The 23760-nt window shown below is 58.1% G+C and carries 20 protein-coding genes and 1 riboswitch; of the genes, 5 read left to right on the top strand and 15 right to left on the bottom strand.

What is annotated here, in order from left to right:
* The first annotated feature begins 96 nt into the window (after window positions 1-96).
* Both LC059_RS17000 and LC059_RS16995 read left to right on the top strand, forming a co-directional pair.
* The gene (locus LC059_RS17000) at window positions 97-1320 is read left to right on the top strand and encodes an alginate export family protein (RefSeq protein WP_226705068.1); all 1224 of its coding nucleotides are present in this window, start codon (window positions 97-99) and stop codon (window positions 1318-1320) included.
* Window positions 1321-1425: 105 nt separating this feature from the next.
* On the top strand, window positions 1426-1641 hold the full coding sequence (locus tag LC059_RS16995) for a hypothetical protein (RefSeq protein ID WP_226705067.1): 216 nt from the start codon (window positions 1426-1428) through the stop codon (window positions 1639-1641).
* 18 nt (window positions 1642-1659) lie between these two features.
* Here the strand turns inward: LC059_RS16995 and LC059_RS16990 are convergent, their stop codons facing one another.
* The 9 genes from LC059_RS16990 to LC059_RS16950 all read right to left on the bottom strand — a co-directional run bounded on the left by LC059_RS16990 (window position 1660) and on the right by LC059_RS16950 (window position 11393).
* Window positions 1660-1956: a c-type cytochrome gene (locus LC059_RS16990; protein WP_226705066.1), complete on the bottom strand. Its 297-nt coding sequence runs from the start codon at window positions 1954-1956 to the stop codon at window positions 1660-1662.
* 171 nt (window positions 1957-2127) lie between these two features.
* Complete coding sequence (locus LC059_RS16985; RefSeq protein ID WP_226705065.1) at window positions 2128-2892, bottom strand: HesA/MoeB/ThiF family protein; 765 nt, start codon at window positions 2890-2892, stop codon at window positions 2128-2130.
* A gap of 40 nt (window positions 2893-2932) precedes the next feature.
* Window positions 2933-4483 (bottom strand): thiamine phosphate synthase, encoded by a 1551-nt coding sequence (thiE, locus tag LC059_RS18075; RefSeq protein ID WP_226705064.1) that lies wholly within the window; start codon window positions 4481-4483, stop codon window positions 2933-2935.
* Window positions 4480-5325: a thiazole synthase gene (locus tag LC059_RS16975; RefSeq protein WP_226705063.1), complete on the bottom strand. Its 846-nt coding sequence runs from the start codon at window positions 5323-5325 to the stop codon at window positions 4480-4482. Before LC059_RS16975 ends, thiE begins: the two co-directional genes overlap by 4 nt.
* 2 nt (window positions 5326-5327) lie before the next feature.
* Window positions 5328-5528 carry a sulfur carrier protein ThiS gene (thiS, locus tag LC059_RS16970; protein ID WP_226705062.1) on the bottom strand — a complete coding sequence of 67 codons (201 nt, stop codon included), beginning with the start codon at window positions 5526-5528 and terminating at the stop codon, window positions 5328-5330.
* Window positions 5528-6607, bottom strand: coding sequence for a glycine oxidase ThiO (gene thiO, locus LC059_RS16965; protein WP_226705061.1), 1080 nt, complete (start codon window positions 6605-6607; stop codon window positions 5528-5530). The genes thiS and thiO overlap by 1 nt, the downstream gene beginning before the upstream one ends.
* Window positions 6608-6794: 187 nt before the next feature.
* Entirely contained in the window at window positions 6795-8729 is a 1935-nt protein-coding gene (gene thiC / locus LC059_RS16960; protein ID WP_226705060.1) for a phosphomethylpyrimidine synthase ThiC, read from the bottom strand.
* 126 nt (window positions 8730-8855) lie between these two features.
* A riboswitch (TPP riboswitch) is annotated at window positions 8856-8954 on the bottom strand.
* Between the two features lie 265 nt (window positions 8955-9219).
* Window positions 9220-10587 (bottom strand): sulfoacetaldehyde dehydrogenase SafD, encoded by a 1368-nt coding sequence (safD, locus tag LC059_RS16955; RefSeq protein ID WP_226705059.1) that lies wholly within the window; start codon window positions 10585-10587, stop codon window positions 9220-9222.
* Between the two features lie 32 nt (window positions 10588-10619).
* Window positions 10620-11393, bottom strand: coding sequence for a sulfite exporter TauE/SafE family protein (locus LC059_RS16950; RefSeq protein ID WP_226705058.1), 774 nt, complete (start codon window positions 11391-11393; stop codon window positions 10620-10622).
* A gap of 323 nt (window positions 11394-11716) precedes the next feature.
* Between LC059_RS16950 and LC059_RS16945 the strand changes: the two genes are divergently transcribed.
* From LC059_RS16945 to LC059_RS16935, 3 genes are read left to right on the top strand one after another with little or no spacing between them, the layout of a single operon-like run.
* The gene (locus tag LC059_RS16945; protein ID WP_226705057.1) at window positions 11717-13267 is read left to right on the top strand and encodes a thymidine phosphorylase family protein; all 1551 of its coding nucleotides are present in this window, start codon (window positions 11717-11719) and stop codon (window positions 13265-13267) included.
* 15 nt (window positions 13268-13282) lie between these two features.
* Window positions 13283-14209 (top strand): ribose-phosphate diphosphokinase, encoded by a 927-nt coding sequence (locus LC059_RS16940; protein WP_226705056.1) that lies wholly within the window; start codon window positions 13283-13285, stop codon window positions 14207-14209.
* Window positions 14206-15567 (top strand): MBL fold metallo-hydrolase, encoded by a 1362-nt coding sequence (locus tag LC059_RS16935; protein ID WP_226705055.1) that lies wholly within the window; start codon window positions 14206-14208, stop codon window positions 15565-15567. Before LC059_RS16940 ends, LC059_RS16935 begins: the two co-directional genes overlap by 4 nt.
* A gap of 67 nt (window positions 15568-15634) precedes the next feature.
* Here LC059_RS16935 and LC059_RS16930 read toward each other — a convergent pair whose 3' ends face one another.
* The 6 genes from LC059_RS16930 to LC059_RS16905 form a co-directional block, all read right to left on the bottom strand.
* Window positions 15635-16591 carry an acetyl-CoA carboxylase carboxyltransferase subunit alpha gene (locus tag LC059_RS16930; protein ID WP_226705054.1) on the bottom strand — a complete coding sequence of 319 codons (957 nt, stop codon included), beginning with the start codon at window positions 16589-16591 and terminating at the stop codon, window positions 15635-15637.
* A gap of 253 nt (window positions 16592-16844) precedes the next feature.
* Window positions 16845-20375, bottom strand: coding sequence for a DNA polymerase III subunit alpha (dnaE, locus tag LC059_RS16925; RefSeq protein WP_226705053.1), 3531 nt, complete (start codon window positions 20373-20375; stop codon window positions 16845-16847).
* Between the two features lie 391 nt (window positions 20376-20766).
* Complete coding sequence (locus LC059_RS16920) at window positions 20767-21009, bottom strand: DUF1289 domain-containing protein (RefSeq protein WP_226705052.1); 243 nt, start codon at window positions 21007-21009, stop codon at window positions 20767-20769.
* Complete coding sequence (locus tag LC059_RS16915) at window positions 20996-21550, bottom strand: gamma carbonic anhydrase family protein (RefSeq protein WP_226705051.1); 555 nt, start codon at window positions 21548-21550, stop codon at window positions 20996-20998. The genes LC059_RS16920 and LC059_RS16915 overlap by 14 nt, the downstream gene beginning before the upstream one ends.
* A 124-nt stretch (window positions 21551-21674) precedes the next feature.
* A complete protein-coding gene (locus tag LC059_RS16910) occupies window positions 21675-22157 on the bottom strand; it encodes a methylated-DNA--[protein]-cysteine S-methyltransferase (protein WP_226705050.1) in 483 nt (160 codons plus the stop codon).
* On the bottom strand, window positions 22154-23650 hold the full coding sequence (locus LC059_RS16905) for an AlkA N-terminal domain-containing protein (RefSeq protein ID WP_226705049.1): 1497 nt from the start codon (window positions 23648-23650) through the stop codon (window positions 22154-22156). The genes LC059_RS16910 and LC059_RS16905 overlap by 4 nt, the downstream gene beginning before the upstream one ends.
* Window positions 23651-23760: the final 110 nt, after the last annotated feature.

The following is a 23760-nucleotide window of genomic DNA, read 5'->3' as shown; positions in this document are numbered from 1 at the left end:
ACGGCCCTGCGCCCAAATTTCCTGAATGCGGACGCAGGGACACAAAAATATTCAACGACTCGCTTTTTCAATTACTCCCTATCGCAGGAAAACAAAATGAAAAATCAAAAGCCTTACCCGCAAGCGTTGCTGTCCAAGAGCCTTATGGCGATGGCCCTAGGTGCTCTGGTTTCCACTCCCGCCCTGGCGCAGGAGATGGAAGAGCAGCAGGCAGCTGAAGTTACCAGTGTCGGCGATGCATTAGCGCAGGGTGACGTGACCCTCGGCTTCCGTGTCCGTACCGAATTCGTCGATGCCGGCGGCAGCGACGTGGACCTCACCAGCCTGAAAACCCGCCTTACATATTCCTCCGCCGCATACGAGGGTTTCAGCACTTTGATCGAAATGGACGACGTGACGCACATCACCGAGTTTGAGGGTGGCATCGGCGACCCGGAAGGTACCGAGGTAAACCAGGCCTACCTCGCATATGCCACAGGCGCCACCACCTTTAAATACGGCCGCCAGCGAATATTGTTAGACAATCAGCGTTTCGTGGGCGGTGTGGGTTTCCGTCAGAACGAGCAGACTTACGACGCCTTCAGCGTAACCAACACCAGCCTTGCGGACACCACGCTGTTCCTGGCCCGGGTGCGCAATGTCAACCGAATCTTCGGTGAAGACAGCCCGATCGGCGACCACACCAATGATACCTATCTGCTGAACGGCAAATATGCAGGCCTCTCCCCCGGTACGCTGAGCGGCTACGCCTACCTGATTGACAATGAAGACGCCGCGGCCTTTTCCACAGACACCTACGGCGTGCGCTTCGCCGGCAGTCAGTCCGACCTGAGCTATGCACTGGAATACGCAATGCAGTCCGCGGCCGCCAACAACCCGGCGAGCTACGATGCCGACTATGTACTGGCTGAAGGTAGCTACAAGTTCGGCACAGTGACCCTTGCTGCCGGTTACGAGTTGCTCGGGGCGGACGGTGCCGATGGCCAGTTCATTACCCCGCTCGCCACCCTGCACAAGTTCCAGGGCTGGAGCGATAAGTTCCTCGGCGGTGGTACCGGTAATATTGCTGGTGGCATAGAAGATGTGTACCTGTCACTGGGTACCAGCCTTGGCGGCGTCAAGTTCGCACTCAACTACCACCAGCTGAGTTCTGATGACAGTGGCGTGTCCGGGATGGACAAACTGGGTAGTGAAGCGGGCTTTCTGGTGGCCGGTAAACTTGCCGGCGTCAATCTCAGTATGAAATACAGCAGCTACAGCGCAGACGAATTCAGTGTAGACACAGACAAACTGTGGCTGACTGCAGCGGCCCAGTTCTGATCCCGCATACAGGATCTACAGACTCAAACCACTCGTTAAACCCTTTCCCGGCCGCAAGGCCGGGCCTTTTTCTCTCCCAACTTTCAGCCGCTCAGGACAGTGAAGATGAAATATGCCTTTACTCTGATAGTGTGCTGCCTGCTACTTCCGCTTGGCAGTGCTCCAATGGCCGAAGAAGGATTTTCAGCCAATACAGCATTCATTATGGGGGATGCCATCAACAAGGCAGATCGCCAGCGCATGTTGTCTCAACGCATCGCCAAGAATTACGTTGCCCAGTATGCGCAACTACTTAACGCGATGAAGATTGCAGCCCGCTGATACGGAATTAGAAAAAGACTACTTGGCAGTGGACATAAAAGTGACCAGTGCTGCGTAGTCCTCGTCGGAACAATGGAAGCACAGTCCCGCCGGTGGCATGGTATTGAAGCCATCGCGAACGTGCTTAACCATAGTATCCATGCCCTTGGCCAGACGAGGTTTCCAGGCCTCAACATCACCCGTTTTAGGTGCGCCCACGAGCCCTGTTTGATGACAACTACCGCAGGTCTGCTGGTAGGTCTCCAGCAGTTTCGGCGAGATATGTACGGTATCCACTTCTGTAACCGGCAGTGTCTCCACTTGCTGGTCAGTCATTTCCTGAACAGCGGCGTCGTGAGCTGCTTTCTCAGGCTTCGCCTCATCTGAAGATTTTTCTGTGCAACCCAAAAGCAGCACACTAAATACAATTGCGGCGAAGGCGCGGGAAAAGGTGTATGCAGACAAAAGAAGCCCCTCTTTTTTATTAGCGTTGCCCAGTTGTACTGGTTATCCGCAAACGGGGCAAGCGCTGTTTTTTGGCAAGGCCAGTGCGCGCCACTCCAGGCTGGCGGCCTCGAACAGCTGCAACTTGTTCAAACTGGTTACCGGTAAGCCCACAATCAGCTTGATCGCCTCAAGCGCCTGGGCGCTTCCCATCATACCCAGCGCCGGGCCAATCACGCCCACCGTGGAGCAATTTTCTGCTTCTGGTAAATCGCTTTGCTCGGCCGTCGGCGGGAATAGGCAAGCGTAGCAGGGGCTCCCTTCAGCCCGAAAATCAAAACTCACCAGCTGCCCGGAGAAACCCCGCACCGAAGCCATCACTACCGGTACTTTCTGTGCGCTGCACACTCGGTTGATGGTATGGCGAATGGTGAGATTGTCGGTGCAGTCCAGCACCAGATCGAATGGATGCTGGGATAGCAAGGCCGTCAGCCAGCTCTCATCGGCCATACGGCAGTGGGCGTGAAGGCGGATTTCCGGATTGGCGGCGCTCAGCTGCTGCGCCGCCACCTGGGCCTTGTCTTTGTCCCTGTGATTGGTTTTAAAGAGCACCTGGCGCTGCAGGTTAGAGATCTCCACCTTATCGCCATCCACCAGATGCAGCTCGCCGATACCTGCAGCGGCCAGATACAGCGCCGCGGGGCTGCCCAACCCACCGAGGCCAACAATCAGAACCCTCGCAGCACCCAGTCTCTCCTGCCCCGCTTCCCCAATCTGCGGCAACATGATCTGACGGCTATAACGCTGTAGTTGCTTGCGACTCAACACGGCTCAGTTTCTCTCGGCTTCTTTTTTGACTACTCGATGACTATTGATCGATCACTGCACTCAATTGTGCCACAGCAGTGCGGTAGTCGGGGGCCTCGGTTATTGCGGTCACCACCGCGATACTGCCCACACCGCTTGCGGCCACCGCCGGCGCCCGCTGAAGATTGATACCGCCAATGGCCACCAGCGGATAGTCGAGCAGTAGTGCCGCCATACGGGCCAACTTCCGGGGCCCTTGCAGTTGGCCGCTCATATCCTTGGTGTTGGTCGCGTAGATTGCGCCTATGGCCAGGTAGCTGGGCCGATATTGATAAGCGTACAGCAGCTCGAAAAAACCGTGGGTACTGATACCAAGCTTGAGCCCTGACTGCTGGATTGCCTTCAGGTCCGCGTCCTGCAGATCTTCCTGCCCCAAGTGTACGCCATAGGCACCGCACTCGATCGCTAGCCGCCAGTGATCGTTGATAAACAGGCGCAGGTCGTAGCGACGACCTATGTCTACAGCGCGCTCGATCAACTCTTTCAGGTCACTATCCGGACACTTGACGCGCAGCTGTAACGTGCGCACGCCCGCCTCAGCCAGCTTTTCAATCCACTCCACAGTGTCAACAACCGGATAAAGGCCCAGCTGATTGGTATCCGGACGTGCAAACTCGGCAGCAAAGTTGGTAGCCGCAGTCTCGCTGAATGTTCCGAATAATACTGCTCGCTCACTACCAGCGACCAGGACCTCGGGAAAGTCCCGCATTTCTGTAGGCCAGCCACAGTGCCTCACCGGGCCGGGGCCAGTGCCGATGTGATCACCGCTGCCCAACCGCAGCCCGCGGCGAACGTAAGCATTGGCGACCACACAGGCATCTTTCAGTGGATACCCCTGTGCCAGCAATGCCGCAATGGCCGAAGATAGAGTGCAGCCGGTGCCGTGAGCATTGCGAGTGTCGATCTTTTTGCCGATCAGCCAGTCGTTACTTGGGTGTTCACTGGAGCCGGTACACAGCAGGTCTGCCGTGGTGCCCGGTTCAACTTCAACATGCCCACCGGTCACCAGCAGTGCCGCGTCGTGATTACCTCGCACCTTGTGCGCGGCCTTGAGAATCCCTTCTGCGTTATCAGCGCCAATCCCGGCCAGCCATTCCAGCTCAACACTGTTGGGCGTGATCAGATCGCACAGTGGCAACAATTCCGTCAGTATGGCGGTACCGGTGTTGTCTTCGGTCAACTGGGCGCCGCTGCTGGCAACGGCGACGGGGTCATAAACGACCGGAATAATTTTGCCAATGGATTTCAGTTTGCGCAGTAATTGCGCTACCAGACGAACCTGCCCCACATTGACCAGCAGGCCGATCTTGATGGCCGCGGGCTGGAGATCAGCGAACAATGCATCTAGCTGTGATTGCAGCACCTCTTCGGATACCGCATTGATCGCCGGTACTCCGAGAGTGTTCTGGGCAGTATTGGCGGTGATGGCGCTGCAACCGTGAACGCCGAGATCGTGCATGGTGAGCAGATCCGCCTGAATACCCGCGCCGCCACCGGAGTCACTGCCGGCAATGGTCCATACGATGGGACGATTTTGTTCTGGGCTGCTCACACTTTCTCTCCCTCGCCTTTTGCCTCGCCTTTTTCCTCGCCTTTCTCCTCACTGACAGTCTGCTGCCAAAACGGCATATCCAGAGTGGGCGTGCTGGGGCTGGCGGTCTGGCGTTTCAGCATCAGGCCTGCGTTGCGCGCAGCGCGGCCGGATTCCACTGCAAGCTTGAACGACCCCGCCATCAGTACCGGGTTCTGGGCCTTGGCGATGGCGGTGTTCAGTAATACCGCATCGAATCCCATCTCCATAGCCTCACAGGCCTGGGACGGCGCGCCAATACCGGCATCGATAATCAGCGGCGTGTCCGGCAGGCGCTCGCGCAGGGTCTGCAGGTTGTATTTATTCATCAGGCCGCGACCGGTGCCGATCGGCGCTCCCCATGGCATCAGTACTTCACACCCTACATCCAGTAGCCTGCGGCATACCACTAAATCATCGGTGCAGTACGGCAGTACCTTAAATCCCCGTTTTACCAGTTCCCGCGCGGCTTCGATCAGGCCGAAAGGGTCCGGCTGCAGGTTGTAGTCGTCGCCGATGACTTCCAGCTTGAGCCAGTCGGTGCCGAAGATCTCCCGACTCATTTCCGCGAGTGCAATCACTTCTTTCGGCGTTTTACACCCAGCGGTATTTGGCAACAACTGGCAGCCGGTCTCCTGGATATAGTCCCAGATCATTTTGCCGTGCTGTTGTGCGGGGCTCTGGCGGCGCAGGGACAGGGTGATAATTTCCGAACCGGAAGCGGCAACGGATTCGCGCATGATGGCTGGTGAAGGATAGAGCGCGGTGCCAACCAACAGGCGGCTGTCGAATTCCTTGCCGTAGAGTTTCAGTTTTTCGGTCACGCTTAACCTCCTACTACGGGGGCGACGATATCCAGGCTGTCGCCGGTGTTCAGTGCTGCTTGCTCATAGCTCGCGCGCGGAACAAAGTCGCCGTTCAGGGCAACGGCAAAGGTTTCGCCGCTATAGCCCAGCTGTTGAATCAACGCGGCGACGGTGGCGCCCTCGGGTAATGAGATGGATTCGCCATTGACCAGTAATTGCATCAGGTCACCTGTTCTGTTGCTTGGGTTAATCTGGAGATTTCAGTTTCGGCCCGTAATACCAGCGCCGGGGCCAGCAGGTAACCGTGGCGAAAGAGTCCGTTGATTCGGATCAATCCCGGTTCGCTTTCCAGTACCGGGAGGTTATCCATGGTTGCGGGCCGGCAATTGACCCGGGTTTCGATTACGCGGGCTTCGGCAAATGCGGGGTGAATCGAATAGAGTGCGCTGGAGAGTTCCATGGTAGAGCGCAGTGATATCGGACTCATGTCTTCGCTTTCAATTTCGGTGGCGCCGATGACGGTCTGGTTATTTGCGCGCGGCACAGCGTAAAGCTGATATCGCGGATGCAACAGGCGCACTGGGCGATTTAGTTTCACTTCCGGGGTTTCCACCACCACCACTTCGCCGCGCACGCCACGCAGCCCTTTGATTTGATCTCTTGCACCCAGGCCGCGGGTGTCGATGACCAGGTCAAAGCTTTCATCACCGCTATCGGTTTTGATCCTTTCTGGGCCGCAATCTACCGGGGTATTTTCCCGGAGCTGGACATTGCTCTGGCTCAGTGCTTTGTGTAATGCCGACAGGAGTTTGCGGTTGTCGATGTCGGCCTCGGAGGCCAGGAACAGGCCCTGATCGAAGCGGTCGAGCTCTGGTTCCAGATTGTGCAGGGAGCTGTTGTCCAGCCATTGCAGTTGGTCGCGGTTGTCTGGGCCAAGTTTGGCGTTGAGCTCCTGCTGGAATTGCAGGAGTTCGCTGCGGTCTTGTGGGTGGGCGATGAGGATGCTGCCCTTTTGGCGGTAGTCGACACTTTCGCCTGAAAGTTCTTCCAGTTGGCGTACCCAGTGGGGCCAGTGTTGCAGGCTTTGCATGCCCAGTTGGTAGATGGGAAGTGGGCAGTGGAACAGTTCTGACAGTGGGGAGATCATGCCGGCGGCGGTTTGGCAGGCACCCGCGGGTTTTTCCAGACTGCCTGAATCGAACAGGGTTATCTGGTGGCCGACTTTGGACAAACGCCAAGCTAGTAGGCGGCCCATTAGGCCGGCGCCCGCTACTGCGATACTTAATTTCCGCTCTGCCACTTTAGGGTTCCGAGGTTCGTACTTGGGAGGTTCGGAGCGGCAGTGCTACGGGCAATTGTTTGCCAGACACGCCGTGAACCCATCCATGGGGGCTCTTCCGCGAGGTCCCTCTCGCGGAAGGTCGGGCAAACAATTACCCGTATCACTACCTATTCGTCAAACTAAGCAGTTTCTATTTACTTCGCGGTTAGCCCTTGTGGTAAATCTCTGCGCCTAGTTCTTTGAACCTTATGGCCATTTCTTCCATGCACTGCTCTGCTTCTTGCTTGGCGGCCTCTAGCTTTTTGGAATAGTCGCGCACGTCCTGGGTGATTTTCATCGAGCAGAACTTGGGTCCACACATGGAACAGAAGTGGGCGACCTTACCGGATTCTTTCGGCAGGGTTTCGTCGTGGTAGATGCGCGCGCGTTCGGGGTCGAGGCCGAGGTTGAATTGGTCTTCCCAGCGGAATTCGAAGCGGGCCTTGGAAAGTGCATCGTCGCGCTTGTAGGCACGAGGGTGGCCTTTGGCGAGGTCGGCGGCGTGGGCGGCGATTTTGTAGGCCATGAGGCCTTCTTTCACATCTTCTTTGTTAGGCAGGCCAAGGTGCTCTTTGGGGGTTACGTAGCAGAGCATGGCACAGCCCATGCTGCCGATCATGGCAGCGCCGATGCCCGAGGTGATGTGGTCGTAGCCGGGGGCGATGTCGGTGGTCAAGGGGCCAAGGGTATAGAAAGGTGCGCCGTGGCAGTGTTCGAGCTGTTCGTCCATGTTTTCCTTGATCTTGTGCATGGGCACATGGCCCGGGCCTTCGATCATGGTCTGGACGTCGTGTGTCCAGGCGATTTTGGTGAGTTCGCCGAGGGTGTGCAGCTCACCGAACTGGGCTTCGTCGTTGGCGTCGGCGATACAGCCCGGGCGCAGGCCGTCGCCTAAAGAGAAGCTGACGTCGTAGGCTTTGAGGATTTCGCAGATGTCTTCAAAGTGGGTGTAAAGGAAGTTTTCCTTGTGATGCGCGAGGCACCATTTGGCCATGATGGAGCCACCGCGAGAGACGATGCCGGTGACGCGCTTGGCGGTGAGTGGTACGTAGCGCAATAGCACGCCGGCATGAATGGTGAAGTAGTCGACGCCCTGCTCTGCCTGTTCGATTAGGGTATCGCGGAACACTTCCCAGTTGAGGTCTTCGGCAATGCCATTCACTTTTTCCAGGGCCTGGTAAATCGGTACGGTGCCGATGGGCACTGGAGAGTTGCGCAGGATCCACTCGCGGGTTTCGTGGATGTTCTGGCCGGTGGACAGATCCATTACGGTGTCGCCGCCCCATTTGATAGACCAGACAAGTTTTTCCACTTCTTCTTCGATGGAGGAGGTAATCGCGGAGTTGCCAATATTGGAATTCACCTTACACAGGAAGTTGCGACCGATGATCATCGGTTCCAGTTCTGTGTGGTTGATGTTCGCGGGAATAATCGCGCGGCCTTCAGCGACTTCGCGGCGGACAAATTCCGGTGTGATCTGCGGTGGAATATAAATACCATCTCGGGCTTTTTGGTAATCAGCGTCCGAGAGCTGCTCAGCCAGTTGTGCGCGGCCCATGTTTTCGCGGATCGCGATGAATTCCATTTCGGGGGTGATGACGCCCTGGCGGGCGTAGTGCATCTGGGTGACGTTGTTGCCGATCTTGGCTTTACGCGGTGCGGGCAGGTTGTCGAAGCGGATATGGTCGAGGCCCTGGTCGGCCATGCGTTTCTGGCTGTAGGCGGCCTGGCGGGTGTCGAGAATTTCGGTGTCGCCGCGGGATTCGATCCATTGTTGGCGCAGTTTGGGCAGGCCTTCGCGGACGTTGGGTTTGTAGTCGGGGTCGGAATATGGGCCGGCGGTGTCGTAGACCTGCAGGGGCTCGTTGGGCTCAAAGATTGGATTGGTTTCGTCGCCACCAACGAGGCTTTGACCGAGGCAGATTTCACGAACGCCGACGTTCACTCCGTCCTGTTCCCCTTGCAGATAGACTTTGCGCGAGTTGGGGAATTGCTGGGCGGTTAGGTTATCGAGGAATTCTTTGGCACTTTGCTGCTGTGCGGCGCGGCCTTTCTTGTTTGCCTTGTTAGTTTGATTCTGCGGTTCGGCGACCTGAGACATGCTGACCCCTTGCGTTGTAATCCTTGTTCATTGGATAACTTGCGGGGTGTCGATCTAGAGAGCGTGGGAAGGCAGGGTTTGAGCAAGCTGCACCGCAATTACGGGTGTATACCATACTCAAATAAAGCGAATTCAGATCTTGTTCCCTACGCGGGGGTTACCCCGATCAGGTTCAACGGATCTCGCTACTGCGATCTCAGCCCAAAGGCACTCCGACAAGTTGGGGCCGAGTATAGTGGTTGTTTGACTGGCAGGACAAGTTTTTAAGAAATTGGGGTTTGGTTTTGCGCCCTGAATTAGATTCCTGGTATTCCAGGGGCCCCTTGGGCTTCGTAGCAGGTTTAGTAGCGGCCAGTCACTGGGTGGCAGCTTTCAGGACCGCTGTGAATACATCCCTGTACGCTGCGTCGGCGACGTCCATGTCGCCGACGCTCCTGAAAGCTGCCACCCAGCGCCCGCCCTTCGATTCAGACTTTCGACTTCGTAGTGGTTAGATCACCAGTGTTTTCTGATAACTCATTTCACGAATCGCATAGCTCACGCCTTCCCTGCCGACGCCGCTTTCTTTAACGCCACCAAACGGGAAATGTTCCGCGCGGAACCCCGGACCATCGTTGACCGCCAGCAGCCCTACTTCGAGCTGGTTGTAGAGGCGCTTCGCCAGGGCGAGATTCTGGGTGAATACGCCGGCCTGCAACCCAAACGGCGAGCTGTTGATCAGGGAAACAAGCTCTGCTTCATCGTCGAATTTACGCAGCGGCACGACCGGGCCGAAGGTTTCCTCGGCAACGATCTCGGTATCGTCGGCAACATTATCGAGGATGGTTGGCCACAGGATATTGCCTTCGCGTTTGTGGCCGAACAATACACGTGCACCGGCATTGACGGCGGATTCGATGCGGCCTTCCACTTCATCGGCAGCGGCGGTGTGGATCAGGGGCCCTACGAAGGTGTCTTCCTGGGCGGGGTCGCCAACCTTGAGTTTGGCTGTGGCAGTTACCAGTTTTTCGGCAAAGGCTTCAAACACTTCACTGTGGACAAACAGGCGCTTGGCGGCGGTGCAGCGTTGTCCGGCGGTGGCGAAGCGCTGATTGATGGTGGCATTTACGGCGGCGTCCAGGTCGGCGTCGGGCATGACGATCAGGGGGTCGTTGCCGCCCAGCTCAAACAGCATTTTCTTGTAGCCGGCATTCGCGGCAATGGCGTTGGCGGCGGCTGTGCCACCGGTGAAGTTGATGGCCTGGATCTGTGGGTGCTTGACCGCGTAGCTGGTGGCTTCGATATCCGGGATCAGCATTTGCAATACGGACTTGTCCATACCGGCGGCATAGCAGAGTTCCACCAGCAGTTCGGCGGAGCGTTTGTTCTGGGGGCCGGGCTTGAACAGGATGGTGTTGCCGGCGGCAAACGCGGGGCCGATTTTGTGTACGGCGATATTGATCGGGAAATTGAATGGGGTGATGCACAGTACGGTGCCCAGCGGCTTCCACAGGACTACACCGATTTTTTCACGCATGGGTGGGAAGGCATCGGAGTCGAGCGCTTCGCCGTTGATGTTGCGCGCTTCCATGGCACTGGAAAGTGCGGTGTTGTACGCGCGGTCGATTTCTATGCGGCTGTCACTAATGGTCTTGCCGGTCTCTTCGGTAATCAGGCGCGCGAGATCTTCTTTGCGCTCCAGCATCAGCTGAGCGAGTTTCATCAGGATATTGGAGCGCTCGAAGGCCGGAGTGGCCAGCTGGATTTTTCGGCCTGCGACCAGTGTATCGATGGCATTCGCTACCTGCGCTTTGGTGTGGAAATCGTAGGCTTCAATCTGCTCGCCGTTATACGGGTTGATGATTCGGTAGTCGGCCATGGTAAATACCTGATTCTTTCCTGTGCAGTTAATTATTGTGCAAACAACTGGTATACGATGCGGGCGCCAGCAACCAGCAGGGCCGCGCGCATCAAATTGAAAAAGACTTCGCTGTTAATCCGATTCAGTAGTGCGATTCCAATACGGGTGCCAATCACAGCGGCAACGGTGAGTAGCAGAATCAGCCCCAGGTGCTCAGAAAATGCAAAGCCGAGATAGATAAACGCAGGTACTTTCAGTGCGTGGCACCACGCTTGCATTACGGATTTGTTGGCGACGATTTCTTTCGGCGTCATGTCCTTGCGCACGAAAAATGCGGCGAGAAGTGGGTCCACCGCACCCGCGACAATACCGAGTGTTCCGGTAGCAATACCCACCCAGAAAAAATTGCGCGGTTGCAGGCGGATTTCCGGTAGCTTCTTTGGCTTGAAGACCGTATAGAAAATCAGAACGGCGAGCAGGATCAATGGCAGCTGCTGCCAGTCCATGTTCGCCAGCCCGAGCGTCATCGCGGCGGAGCCAAGGGTACAGCCAATAAAGAACGGGATGCACTGGTCCCAGCGGATGTGCTCGCGCACATAGACGATACGGGCGAGATTATTCAGCAGCTGTACCGCACCGTGAATCGGCACCAGCATCCGCAACGGAATGGCCACATTGAGCGCGGCAAACATCAGGATGCCGCCAGCACCACCAGTGACGGCGGAGATAAACGCGCTGACCACACACACCAGCAGCAACAGCGCCAGTGTCAGGCTCGGGATCTGGCTGGATACCAGACTGAATACTTCCCCCAGTTCCGCCAAGGCAGACCTCGTCAAATTGGTAATGGTTGTTCGATGGTGGGGCGGTAACCCGTGATCTCCGGCTCTACAAGCGATTTCGCCGGCCGGATTTTCAGCAGTGGTGATTCTAACCTCAGGACAGGCACAAACCCAGTAGTCACGGGCCCCCAACTGGTCATTTGGGGACACACAAGAGCGCGAGTGAAGGCAAGCCGGTCGCAGCGGGCAACCGCCTATACTTCCGTAACCATGCCCTCAATGCAGTGGATATCCGGCCCGCCGGCAGCGCCACTACCGGGGTGAATGGGCCAGGAATCAATACGAGAGCAATCCGGTAGCGATACATGGCACGTGCACTGCCTCTACATGCCTGCAGAATGGGGATAGATACCCACGAAGAGCCGGTGGTATTCATGCGCAAGGACTGCGCTATCTGCCGCGCGGAAGGTTATACCGCCAACACTCGCCTGCAAATCAAGGCCGGCAGGCACACATTGATCGCCACACTCAATATCGTTGCCGAGAAGATCCTTCCCCAGGGGCATATCGGCTTTTCTGACAGCGCCTGGGAATTCCTGGATTTGCAGGACGACGCCCTGGTGCATGTGCACCATGCCCCGCTGGTGGCGTCCCTGAGCGCCCTGCGCAAAAAGATCTATGGCCACAGCCTCAACGCACTGGAAGTCACCAGTATCATCCGCGACATAGGCAGTCGCCTGTACTCGGATATCGAGATTGCCAGTTTCCTGACCGCCTGTGCTGGCGGACGCCTGAACAGCGCCGAAACCATCACCCTGACTACTGCGATGATCGACAACGGCAATCGCCTGCACTGGCCCGACTACGAGCGCGTGTTCGACAAGCACTGCATTGGTGGCCTGCCCGGTAATCGCACCACGCCTATTGTGGTGGCGATCGTCAGTGCTGCAGGGCTCATCATCCCAAAGACCTCCTCGCGCGCGATCACCTCGCCCGCCGGGACTGCCGATACCATGGAGGTGCTGACCAATGTCGACCTGCCGCTAGAGCAGCTGCGCAATGTGATCACCCGCACCGGCGCCTGTCTTTCTGCCGGTGGGGAGGTTGGTCTGAGCCCTACGGATGACTTGCTGATCCGCATCGAACGCGCGCTCAACCTGGACAGTGAAGGGCAGCTGGTGGCGTCGGTGCTATCAAAAAAAATAGCGGCAGGCTCCACCCATATCCTGATTGATATTCCCGTGGGCGCGACAGCGAAAGTGCGCAGCCCGCAGCAAGCTGCGCGGCTGGAATCCCTGTTTCACTCGGTGGCCAAAGGGCTCGGTGTGGAGGTTCGCTGTGTGCAGACCGACGGCAGCCAGGCTATTGGCGAGGGTATTGGCCCTGCAGAAGAGGCACGCGATGTACTGAGTGTTCTGCACAATGAAGAGACCGCGCCTGCGGATCTCAAGGAACGCGCCTTATTTCTTGCCGCGCAGCTTCTGTGTATGGCCAGTGACGTCAGTGAAGAGCAGGCGTACCGAAATGCACGGGAAATCCTAACTTCCGGCAGAGCCCTGCAGCAGTTCCTTAATATCTGCGAGGCCCAGGGCGGCCTTCGTGACATCCCCAGTGCCAGTCACCATATTGAACTGCGCAGCAAATGGGGCGGATGCCTGCGCAGCATGGACAACCGGCGCCTGGCACACCTGGCAAAGGTTGCCGGCGCCCCCTCTTCCCCGGAAGCCGGGCTGCGCCTGCGAGTAAAAGTGGGTGAAAAAATCGAAGCCGGGCAAGTCCTGGCCACACTGTTGGCCCAGACACCGGGTGAGCTCGCCTACGCACGGGAGTACTACCACCAGAACCGCGACCTGTTTGATGTAGCGCCCGTCGATACGTCTGTTGAAACACCCTTGGATACGCCCGTCGGGGACTGAAGAGGCGAGCACCAGATGGCACATCCAATTCTGTTTTCTCTCGAACCGGCACTCCCTCTCCAAGCGCCACTGGGCAAAGGACTGGGCGCCGAACAGGGCGCGCTGCAGATGCGCCGCTTTCCCGACGGCGAATCCTATATACGCGTCCTGTCAACGGTGAGCGGTCGCCACTGCATACTGCTCGCCAACCTGTTACAGCCAGACGAAAAAATTCTGCCGATACGGTTCCTTGCCCACACGCTGCGAGCGCAGGGCGCCGCGAGTATCGGGATGATAGCGCCTTATCTCTGCTATATGCGCCAGGACACTATCTTCAACCCAGGGGAAGCACTGACTTCCGCCATCTTCGCCGAGCTGGTTTCCTCGACCGTCGACTGGCTGGTGACGGTGGATCCGCACCTGCATCGTTACCACAATCTCAACGAAATCTATTCAATCCCTGCTCTCGCCATTTCCGGTATGCCTGCGCTGAAAGCCTGGATCGCCACCCAGCCAGATACGCTGCTGGTCGGGCCCGACGCCGAGAGCCGCCAGTGGGTAGAGACCCTGGCAAATGCGGCTGGCAGGCCGTTCCTGGTGGGTAACAAACAACGCCATGGCGATCGCGATGTAAGAGTGTCGCTGCCGGCAGACAGCAACATCACTCGCTACTGCACCGCGGTCATCATCGACGATGTCATTTCCAGTGGCCACACGGTGCTGCAAACCATCGCGGCTCTAAAGCATGCAGGCGTCAGACGAATCATCTGCGCAGCCGTGCACGGCGTGTTCGCCGAAGACGCGGATCGAAAAATTCTTGATGCCGGCGCAGACCAGCTCGCGGTGAGCAACAGCATACCCGGCGATCACAGCACCTTTGACCTGTCGCCATTAATCATTCCCGCGATTCACACAATGCTTGCAGACATCGACCGTGGAGGCCGCAGAGACCAACAATCATGAATATCACTTTTCTCGGCGGCACCGGCACCGTCACTGGCTCAAAATTCCTGATCAGTGTGGATGAACGCAAGACCGAGTTTCTGGTCGACTGCGGGATGTTCCAGGGCTACAAGTGGCTGCGGGAGCGCAACTGGGAAGCGCCGCTGTTCGACTACCGGCACTTAAAGGGCATCGTCCTGACCCACGCCCACCTGGATCATTCAGGCTATATTCCGCGTCTCTACCAGCTGGGCTATCGCGGTCCCGTCTACTGCCACCACGCAACCCGAGACCTCTGCTCTATTCTGCTGCCCGACGCCGGCCACATTCAGGAAGAAGACGCGCGCTATTACGAGCGCCACAAAATCGGCAAACACGCTCACCCACAACCTCTGTACAACGGCGATACCGCGGAGCGATGCCTGGAGCTTTTCCAGCCGGTGGAATTTGATGAAAAAATACGAATTGGCAGCGCCACACTGCATATTCAACCTGCGGGCCACATTCTGGGTGCCGGGAGTGTCATTCTGGAAGCCGATGGCAAAAGGGTGGGCTTTTCCGGTGATGTCGGACGCCCGGACGATCTCATCATGTACCCGCCGCGTCCGTTGCCAGCACTGGACCTGTTACTGCTGGAGTCCACCTACGGAGATCGTCGCCACCCCCAGGTTGACCACTGGCAACAACTCGCGGAAATCGTGAATAACACAGTTGGCCGCGGCGGTGTCCTGTTAATCCCGAGCTTCGCGGTGGGGCGCGCGCAGACGCTGCAATACCTGCTGCTCAATCTCATACGACAAAACCGCATCCCGAATGTACCGGTGTTCCTGGACAGTCCCATGGCCATCGATGCCTCGGAAATCTACGCGCAGTATCCAAAACAGCATCGCCTGAGCGCCGAAAGTTGCAGCTTTATGGGTAGCGGTATCCAGTACACTCGCGGCGTTGACCAGTCCAAGGCACTGGAAAATATCCAGTATCCGCACATCATCATCGCCGGCAGCGGCATGGCAACGGGTGGCCGCATCCTGCATCATATGAAACGGTTGCTGCCCGACCACCGCGCAACAGTATTATTTACAGGATACCAGGCAGGTGGAACCCGCGGCGCTCGCCTGCTGGCCGGCGCAAGGAGTGTGAAGATTCACGGCGAGTATGTGCCCTGCAAAGCACAGGTCGAAGTACTCGAGGGATTATCCGCCCATGCGGATTACGTTGAACTTGGCGAGTGGCTGATGCAATCCAAAATGCAGGCCGGCACCCGGATTCAACTGGTGCACGGCGAACCGGATTCCGCCGACTGCCTGCGTCTCTATCTGAATGACAATACACCCTTTGATGCGCGGGTTGCCGGATACCGGGAGATCCTGCGCTTGTAGCCTGGGCAAGCATAAAAAAAGGCGGCAACCGAAGTTGCCGCCTTTTTCATACCGGATCGCCAGCCGATCAACCGACGACGTTGCCGTAGCTCATCAGGCGCTGGTAACGCTTCTCCAGCAAATCGTCCAGCGGTACCGCCGTCAGTTTGTCCAGCTGCTCGGACAGACGATCGCGCAGGCGCGCCGCCATCAGGTCCGGATCGCGGTGTGCGCCACCGAGTGGTTCTGGCAGTGTCTCGTCCACAATACCCAGTTCTTCCAGCACGCTGGAAGTCACACCCATGGCCTCGGCCGCCAGTGGCGCCTTCTCCACGGTTTTCCAGATGATGTTCGCACAGCCTTCCGGAGAGATCACAAAGTAAGTGGAGTACTGCAGCATATTCAGCTGGTCACCCACACCGATCGCCAGTGCGCCACCGGAGGAGCCCTCACCAATCACCGTACAGATGATCGGCGTGCGCAGGCGCGACATCACCGCCAGATTCTTGGCAATCGCCTCGGAGATACCGCGCTCTTCACTGTCGATACCCGGGTAGGCTCCCGGCGTGTCGATGAGGGTAAGCACCGGCATCTTGAACCGCTCAGCCATTTCCATGATGCGCTGGGCCTTGCGGTAGCCCTCGGGCTTCGGCATACCGAAGTTGCGCTTCACCTTCTCGTTGACCGTGCGGCCCTTCTCTTCGCCAATCACCGCCACCGGGCGGCCTTCCAGACGGCCGATACCGGCAATGATCGCCTGGTCGTCACCGAAGTGACGGTCGCCGTGCAGCTCATCCCAATCGGTGAACATGCGTTCGATATAGTCTTTGGCGTAAGGACGCTGCGGATGACGTGCCACCTGCACGATCTGCCAGGGGGACAGGTCGGAATACAGAGACTCGGTAAGCTTCTCGCTCTTCTCCCGCAGTCGGTTGATCTCTTCAGCGATGTTGAGGTCGTTGTCGTCCCCGACGTGCTGAAGCTCCTTGATCTTGCTTTCCAGTTCCGCAATCGGCTGTTCAAACTCGAGAAAACTGAAGTTCATTTATTTCGCGCCTTGATAATTCTGAGGGCCTGCCAAATGTTGGAAAATGCGACCAAATCACCCCTAACGGTCGCAAACAGGCCTCGTGTACTGAAAATGGCGGCTAGCTTACCGGGCCAGGACCAACCAGTCGAGTGCACACCTCACTAACCTGCCCATTCAGTGTCCAAATTGCCATGGTTGCTGGCGAGGGTGCTGGCGAGCCGCCGGCAAGAGCCAGTACCCGCCACCCCGCAAATCGGACGGCCCCAAATTACTGCCGTTGATTGTAGTTGAGCTGCACCCGCTCCCGACCGATCACCTCCCGCAGGGACTGGATCAGCTGGTCATTTGGCTCCACTTTCCACTCTTCCGCCAGGCGGAATGTACCGCGGGCGTCACTGCGTTCCACTTCCACCATCACCGGACATGTGCCACCCACATAGGGCCGCAGGCAGGCACTCAAGCGCTGCCCCATCTTCGGCATCGCCTGGGCACTGTCGATTTTCAGGGTCACCCCAATCACACTGCCGCTGCGCAGGTCGTCCAGCGTAGACACGCTGTTAACGCTCATCTTCAGACCGCCGCTGTAATCGTCGTGCGAGATAGAGCCCTCCAGCACCAGCAGCGAATCCTTCACCAGCTTTTCCCGGTGCTCGCCAAACGCCTCGCTGAACACCGCCGCCTCTATCCGCGCACTGCGGTCATCCAGGGTCACGATGGCCATGGAATCGCCGCGCTTGGTCTTCATCACCCGCATACCGACACAGAGGCCAGCCACTTTCTGATTCTCACGGCCCGGTTTCAGGTCGGCAATCCGCGCCTTCACCAGGTGCTTCAGCTCTTCTTCGTACTCATCGATGGGGTGACCGGTGAGGTACAGACCGAGCGTGTTCTTCTCGCCCTCAAGACGCTCGCGGATACTCCACGGACGCGCATTGCGGAAATCCTCATAGACGTCGCCATCGGAAGCAGAGCGCACCACCTCACCGAACAGATCCATCATGCCGGCGCTGTCGTTCTTGCTCTGCTGCTCGGCGGACTTCACCGCCTCATCCAGCGCGTTGAACAGCACCGAACGGGAATAATCCAGGCCATCGGCGCTGTTGGTATCCGGGCCGATGCTGTCCAAAGCCCCGGAGCGCACCAGCGCTTCCAGCGCACGCTTGTTGACCTTGCGCGGGTCGATACGGGAACAGAAGTCGAACAGATCCGTAAAGGGCCCATTCTGTTCACGCTCGGCAATGATGTTGTCGATGGGGCCCTCACCCAGACCTTTGATCGCACCCAGGCCGTAGATGATGCGGTTGTCCCCACTCTCGGAGACAGGCACAGAGAACTGGTAGGTACCCAGGTTTACATCCGGCGGCACCAGGTCGAGCTTCATGGCCCGACACTCTTCGATAAAGGTCACCACCTTGTCGGTCTTGTCCATGTCCGAAGACATGGTGGCGGCCATAAATTGCGCCGGGTAGTGGGCCTTCAGCCAGGCCGTCTGGTAAGACACCAGTGCGTAAGCGGCGGAGTGGGATTTGTTAAAGCCGTAACCGGCGAACTTCTCCACCAGGTCAAAGATCTTCATCGCCAGCTCGGGATCGACGCCTTCCGACTTGGCGCCCTCCTCGAAGGTACTGCGCTGCTTGGCCATCTCCTCGGGCTTTTTCTTACCCATCGCCCGGCGCAGCATGTCCGCGCCGCCGAGGGTATAGCCCGCGAGTTCCTGGGCGATCTGCATGACCTGTTCCTGGTAAACAATTACCCCGTAAGTGGGCTCCAGGATCGGCTTCAGTTTTTCGTGCTGGTACTTGGCATCCGGGTAGGCCACCTGCGCGCGGCCGTGCTTCCGGTTGATAAAGTCATCCACCATGCCCGACTGCAGCGGGCCCGGACGGAACAGGGCCACCAGGGCGATCATGTCCTCGAGGTTATCCGGCTGCAGGCGCTTGATCAGGTCCTTCATACCGCGGGATTCCAGCTGGAATACCGCGGTGGTCTCGGCGCGCTTGATCATCTTGTAGGTTTCGGGATCGTCCAGCGGCAGCGCTTCAATCACGAGCGGCTCTTTGCCCTCTATCGCGCGCTGCTCGTCCACCATCGCCTTGGCCCAGTCGATGATGGTCAGGGTCCGCAGACCCAGGAAGTCGAACTTCACCAGGCCCGCGTCTTCCACGTCGTTCTTGTCGAACTGGGTAACCAGGCCTGCACCGGTTTCGTCACAGTAGAGCGGGGCAAAATCCGTAAGCTTGGTGGGGGCAATAACCACACCACCGGCGTGCTTGCCCACGTTCCGCGCCACACCTTCCAGCTGCAGCGCCATCTCCCAGATTTCCTGGCCTTCCTCGTCGTTCTCGAGGAATTCCCGCAATACTTCTTCCTGCTCGAACGCCTTCGCCAGCGTCATGCCCGGGTCGGGCGGAATCATTTTCGAAAGCTTGTCCGCAAGGCCATAAGACTTGCCCTGCACCCGCGCCACGTCCCGCACCACCGCCTTCGCGGCCATGGTACCGAAGGTAATAATCTGGCTCACCGCGTTGCGGCCGTAGTTGTCGGCCACGTAATTGATGACCCGGTCGCGCTTCTCCATACAGAAGTCGACGTCGAAGTCGGGCATGGAAACCCGCTCCGGGTTCAGGAATCGCTCGAATAGCAGATCGTATTGCAGCGGGTCCAGGTCAGTAATTTTCTGCGAGTAAGCAATCAGCGAGCCCGCACCGGAACCCCGCCCCGGGCCCACCGGAATATCGTGATCCTTGGCCCACTGGATAAAGTCCATCACGATCAGGAAGTAACCGGGGAACCCCATCTGGATAACGATATCCAGCTCAAAGCGCAGGCGATCCTCGTACTCTTTCTTGCGCGCCTCGTAATCCGGCGCGGACTTGTCGAGAATAAATTCCAGACGCTCGTACAGACCATCAAAAGAAATCTTCTCGAAGAATTCGTTTTCCGTCATCCCTTCCGGAATCGGGAACTGGGGCAGGAAGTACTTGCCCAGCTGGATCGGCGAGGAACAGCGACGGGCAATTTCCACCGTGTTTTCCAGCGCTTCTGGAATATCCTTGAACAACTCCTGCATTTCTTCCGGGGTACGCAGGTACTGCTCGGAAGAATAGCGACGCTCGCGACGCGGGTCGTCCAGCGCACGCCCTTCACGGATACACACCCGCACCTCATGGGCTTCAAACTCGCTGTCTTCAATAAAGCGCACATCGTTGGTGGCCACCACCGGCAGGTTCAACTTGCCGGCAAGACCAACCGCCGCGTGCAGATACTCTTCATCTCCCGGGCGACCGGTACGCTGTAACTCAAGGTAATAGCGCCCCGGAAAAATCCGCTCCCACTCCTGCGCCAACGTCTCCGCCTGCGAGTTCCGCCCAGCGATCAGCGCGCGGCCCACATCGCCATACTTGGCCCCGGACAACATCAACACGCCTTCCGAAGCCTGCTCAATCCACTCCCGCTCCACAAACCCGTGGCCGTGGTACTGCCCTTCCATCCAGGCACGGGAAATCAGCTCGGTGATATTGCGGTAGCCGGTGCCATTCATGGCATACAGCGTCAGCAGCGTAGGCTGCTCCTCACCACCTTCCTTCAACCAGAAATCGGCCCCGGTAATCGGCTTCACCCCGGCACCCATACAGCCCTTGTAAAACTTCACCTGGCCGTAAAAATTCGTCTGATCCGTAATCGCCACCGCTGGCATTTCCAGCTCGGCAACACGACCAATCAACGGCTTGATACGCACCAGGCCGTCGATCAGGGAGTATTCTGTGTGGATTCTTAAATGTACGAAGGATTGGGTCATATTTTTTCTATTTGATCTGGTTCCGGCGCTCGATCTACGAGCTCTGATCCGGGTACGCACCGAGAGGCGGTAAGCCCTTCCGGGACACGCGGTGTATACATCCATGTAGCTCTGCTCCGACATCCATGTCGGAGAAGGTCCCGGAAGGGCTTACCGCCCCTCGGTGCTCGTGCAATTCTGGTAATTTTTCACTTCGTAAGCCCAAGCAGCCCGAAGCAACCTGGTACCCAATAATTTCTGACGGAGTAATGCGGTCAAATGCGCAGGTGGAGTGCCGGGTGCAGGTTTTCAGGAGCGTCGCAAACAGGAAGTTTGCGCCGCAGCGCCCAGGGATGGGTCTACAGCGGTCCTGAAAACCTGCACCCGGTGCTCCACCGCCACAAAAACAAATTCAGTCGGACCACCAAACCCGCTTCAATTCCACAGCGCGTTCCTGGCACTTCCCCAATACCTGCTTCTTCTCAGCATTGGACATTCGCCCCCACTGACTGATCTCAGTGCCGGAGCGAAAGCACCCCTCACAGATATCATCGCGGTTCAACGCACAGACGGACACACAAGGCGACTTCACCGGAAAATCAAACTCCGCTTCCGGCTCTTTGTCCTTCACCTTGCTCCAATCACTCTCGCTCACTGGTTACCGCCTGAGGCATATCGACCTCGACCAACGCTTCCGCAAAGCGCTTGCCGTTGGCCACATAAATCTCACTGCTCGCCTTCAGCAACTCAAACGTCGACTCACCCAGCGTCTTTACCACCTTACCCGGGCTCCCCAACACCAGCGAAAAATCCGGAATCTCCGCATTCTCCGTCACCAGCGCATTCGCCCCGATAATGCAGCAACGGCCAATCTTGGCCCCATTCAAAATCACCGCATTCATACCCACCAGCGAATAGTCGCCAATCTGGCAACCGTGCAGCGTCACCTTGTGCCCCACCGTCACCCCGGTGCCCACAGTGAGTGGCACACCCGGGTCCGTGTGCAACACAGAGCCGTCCTGGATGTTCGCTCGCTCACCAATGGTGATCAGGTCATTGTCCCCGCGGATCACCGCGTTGAACCATACCGAACTGTGGGGCAGCAGCAGGACATTGCCGATCACCCGGGCACCGGGCGCGATGTAGTGGCCCTCGCCTTCCAGCGCAGGCTGCTTATCGCCCAACCTGTACAGCATTTGACCTCCAGATGAATACGGGTGAATACGGAGAGTTGGTGAAATTCAGCCGGCCATTATCCCGCCCAAGGCCCCCGATTGCCACCCTTGAACCATCGTGAAACAGCGTGACCAGCGGGACAGATCAGCCAATCAACACCCCTTCCAGCGCCAGCAAACGCGCCTTCATCTCCAGCCCGCCCGCATAGCCCGTCAGGGTCCCGTCTGCACCAATCACCCGGTGGCAAGGCACCACGATGGAAAGCGGATTAGCTCCATTGGCCCGCGCCACCGCACGCACCGCCTTGGGGTTGCCAATAGCCTCTGCCAGCTCACGGTAACTGCGGGTCTCGCCGAAGGGAATGGCGCAGAGCGCCTGCCATACGGATTGCTGGAATGGGGTTCCGGCGGCCGCGAAAGGCAGGTCGAATCCCTTTAGCTCACCGCTGAAATAGGCAGCAAGCTGCTCGGAGGCGGCATCCGTTAGGTGGGTACTCGCCCGCTGCCAGTCTTGTCGCACCGGCAGCGGCCGCTTGCCGGCCTGCAGGTCGATCCCCACCAGCCCGGACTCGCTGGCGGCGATACCGATTTCGCCAAAGTTACTGGGATAAATTTCATAACTGATCATTTTGACGATCTCTTGGTGGGCTTCAATTTAAGGGACTGCCACAGCAGTAGTGCGGCGTAGGCCCGCCATGGGCGCCAGGATTCCGCGCGAGCCAGGGCCTGTTTGGGGGTCGCTTTGTCCTCGCCATCGCCAAGCGCGATCAGGATGCCAAGATCCGATGCGGGAAAGGCATCCGGCATCGACAGGCCGCGCATGGCGGTGTAGTGAGCGGTCCAGTCGCCTATGCCCGGGAGTGCGGTCATTTGCGTACAGAAAGATTCCAGGTCCGACTCGTGAAAATCGATCTCGCCATTGAGCGTGGCGGCAACGAAGGTACGCAGAGTATTGGCGCGGGTGCGGGTAACGCCGATATCCGAAAAATCCGCATTCCGCAGCTGCTGCGGGCCCGGGAACAGCAACAGCGCCTCTCCCTCCGGCCCATCAAAAGTCTCCCCGTAGCGGCTCGCCACCCGCCCGGCGATGGTGGTCGCCGCGGCCACGGAAATCTGCTGCCCCAGGATTGCCCGCAAGGTGTATTCAAACGGATCCCAGGCGCCCGGCAGGCGCACGCCGGAACTCGATTTGAGCACATTCTTCAGCAGAGGATCCGCCTGCAGATGACCGCGAATTTCATCGCTGTCTGCGTCCAGGTCGAACAATCTGCGCAGTTTTTCCCGCAGCGGATACAGCACAGCGCCACAGCCATCGCCGTAGACACTGACGCGCAGCCGTCCCTTTTCCGACTCGTGGGCCACCCGCATCAACCCACGCTGGCCGAGCAGCTCGAAACTCCGCAAGTATTCGCTCTGCTCCGGATCTTCTGCAGCAATAACCTGCTCCACCCCCGGCAAAGTACGCGCGCCAAAAAATTCGAGGAGTGCAGGCCAATCGAATGGTGGCCGGTAGCTCAGGTAAATCTGCAGGGGCTTTACTCCCCCGTCTCCGGACTTCGTTGTTGCGGACTCGCGGCGCACTTCAGTAGGGGTGCGCTGGTAAACCTCCTTGAATACTCCATTGAAGCGACGGAGGCTACTGAAGCCCGCGGCAAACGCGATCTCCCCCACCGGCAGGCGGGTATCCCGCAACAGGCTGAACGCGAACAGCGCCCTCTCGGTCTGCCACACCTGTAACGGGCTCAGGCCGATATGCTCAGCGAATAACTTGCGCAGATAGCGACTGGTGATGCCCAGACGGTCCGCCAGCTGTTCGATGGATTGCGCTTCCCGCTCCGCTCGCATCAGATTCAGTGCGCGCTGCACCGTCGTGGAGACCAGCCCCCAGGCCGGGCTGCCGGGTGCCGCATCGGGGCGACAGCGCAAGCAGGGGCGATAACCCGCCGCCGCCGCTTCTGCCGCGGTGGCGAAATACTCTACGTTCTTCTCCAGCGGTGGACGCGCGGGGCAGATCGGACGGCAGAAAATGCGCGTGGTTTTTACTGCGGTGTAGAAACGACCATCAAACCGCTTGTCGCGGGCTAGGCGGGCGCTATGGCAGATATCGGGATCCGGTTTCACGTTCAAGTCACTGGCTAATGGCATGTGGACCAGTGTATGGGGTGAACCCTACAGAGACTAGTCAGATTCGGAACTGACTATTAAAGAGTGTGGTGGCCGCCTACCCACCA

The sequence above is a fragment of the Microbulbifer elongatus genome (assembly GCF_020524885.1).
Lineage (GTDB): Bacteria > Pseudomonadota > Gammaproteobacteria > Pseudomonadales > Cellvibrionaceae > Microbulbifer > Microbulbifer elongatus_A.
Note: the sequence above shows the minus strand (reverse complement) of the source record. Positions and strands in the feature narration are given on the sequence as shown.

What these genes read in the sequence shown, in the direction of transcription:
- safD (WP_226705059.1), bottom strand. Translation starts at nt 10,587, where the DNA reads ATGGCCGACTACCGAATCATCAACCCGTATAACGGCGAGCAGATTGAA.
- LC059_RS16935 (WP_226705055.1), top strand. Translation starts at nt 14,206, where the DNA reads ATGAATATCACTTTTCTCGGCGGCACCGGCACCGTCACTGGCTCAAAA.
- LC059_RS16930 (WP_226705054.1), bottom strand. Translation starts at nt 16,591, where the DNA reads ATGAACTTCAGTTTTCTCGAGTTTGAACAGCCGATTGCGGAACTGGAA.
- LC059_RS16940 (WP_226705056.1), top strand. Translation starts at nt 13,283, where the DNA reads ATGGCACATCCAATTCTGTTTTCTCTCGAACCGGCACTCCCTCTCCAA.
- dnaE (WP_226705053.1), bottom strand. Translation starts at nt 20,375, where the DNA reads ATGACCCAATCCTTCGTACATTTAAGAATCCACACAGAATACTCCCTG.
- LC059_RS16915 (WP_226705051.1), bottom strand. Translation starts at nt 21,550, where the DNA reads ATGCTGTACAGGTTGGGCGATAAGCAGCCTGCGCTGGAAGGCGAGGGC.
- LC059_RS17000 (WP_226705068.1), top strand. Translation starts at nt 97, where the DNA reads ATGAAAAATCAAAAGCCTTACCCGCAAGCGTTGCTGTCCAAGAGCCTT.
- thiS (WP_226705062.1), bottom strand. Translation starts at nt 5,528, where the DNA reads ATGCAATTACTGGTCAATGGCGAATCCATCTCATTACCCGAGGGCGCC.
- thiC (WP_226705060.1), bottom strand. Translation starts at nt 8,729, where the DNA reads ATGTCTCAGGTCGCCGAACCGCAGAATCAAACTAACAAGGCAAACAAG.
- LC059_RS16990 (WP_226705066.1), bottom strand. Translation starts at nt 1,956, where the DNA reads ATGACTGACCAGCAAGTGGAGACACTGCCGGTTACAGAAGTGGATACC.
- LC059_RS16995 (WP_226705067.1), top strand. Translation starts at nt 1,426, where the DNA reads ATGAAATATGCCTTTACTCTGATAGTGTGCTGCCTGCTACTTCCGCTT.
- LC059_RS16945 (WP_226705057.1), top strand. Translation starts at nt 11,717, where the DNA reads ATGGCACGTGCACTGCCTCTACATGCCTGCAGAATGGGGATAGATACC.
- LC059_RS16910 (WP_226705050.1), bottom strand. Translation starts at nt 22,157, where the DNA reads ATGATCAGTTATGAAATTTATCCCAGTAACTTTGGCGAAATCGGTATC.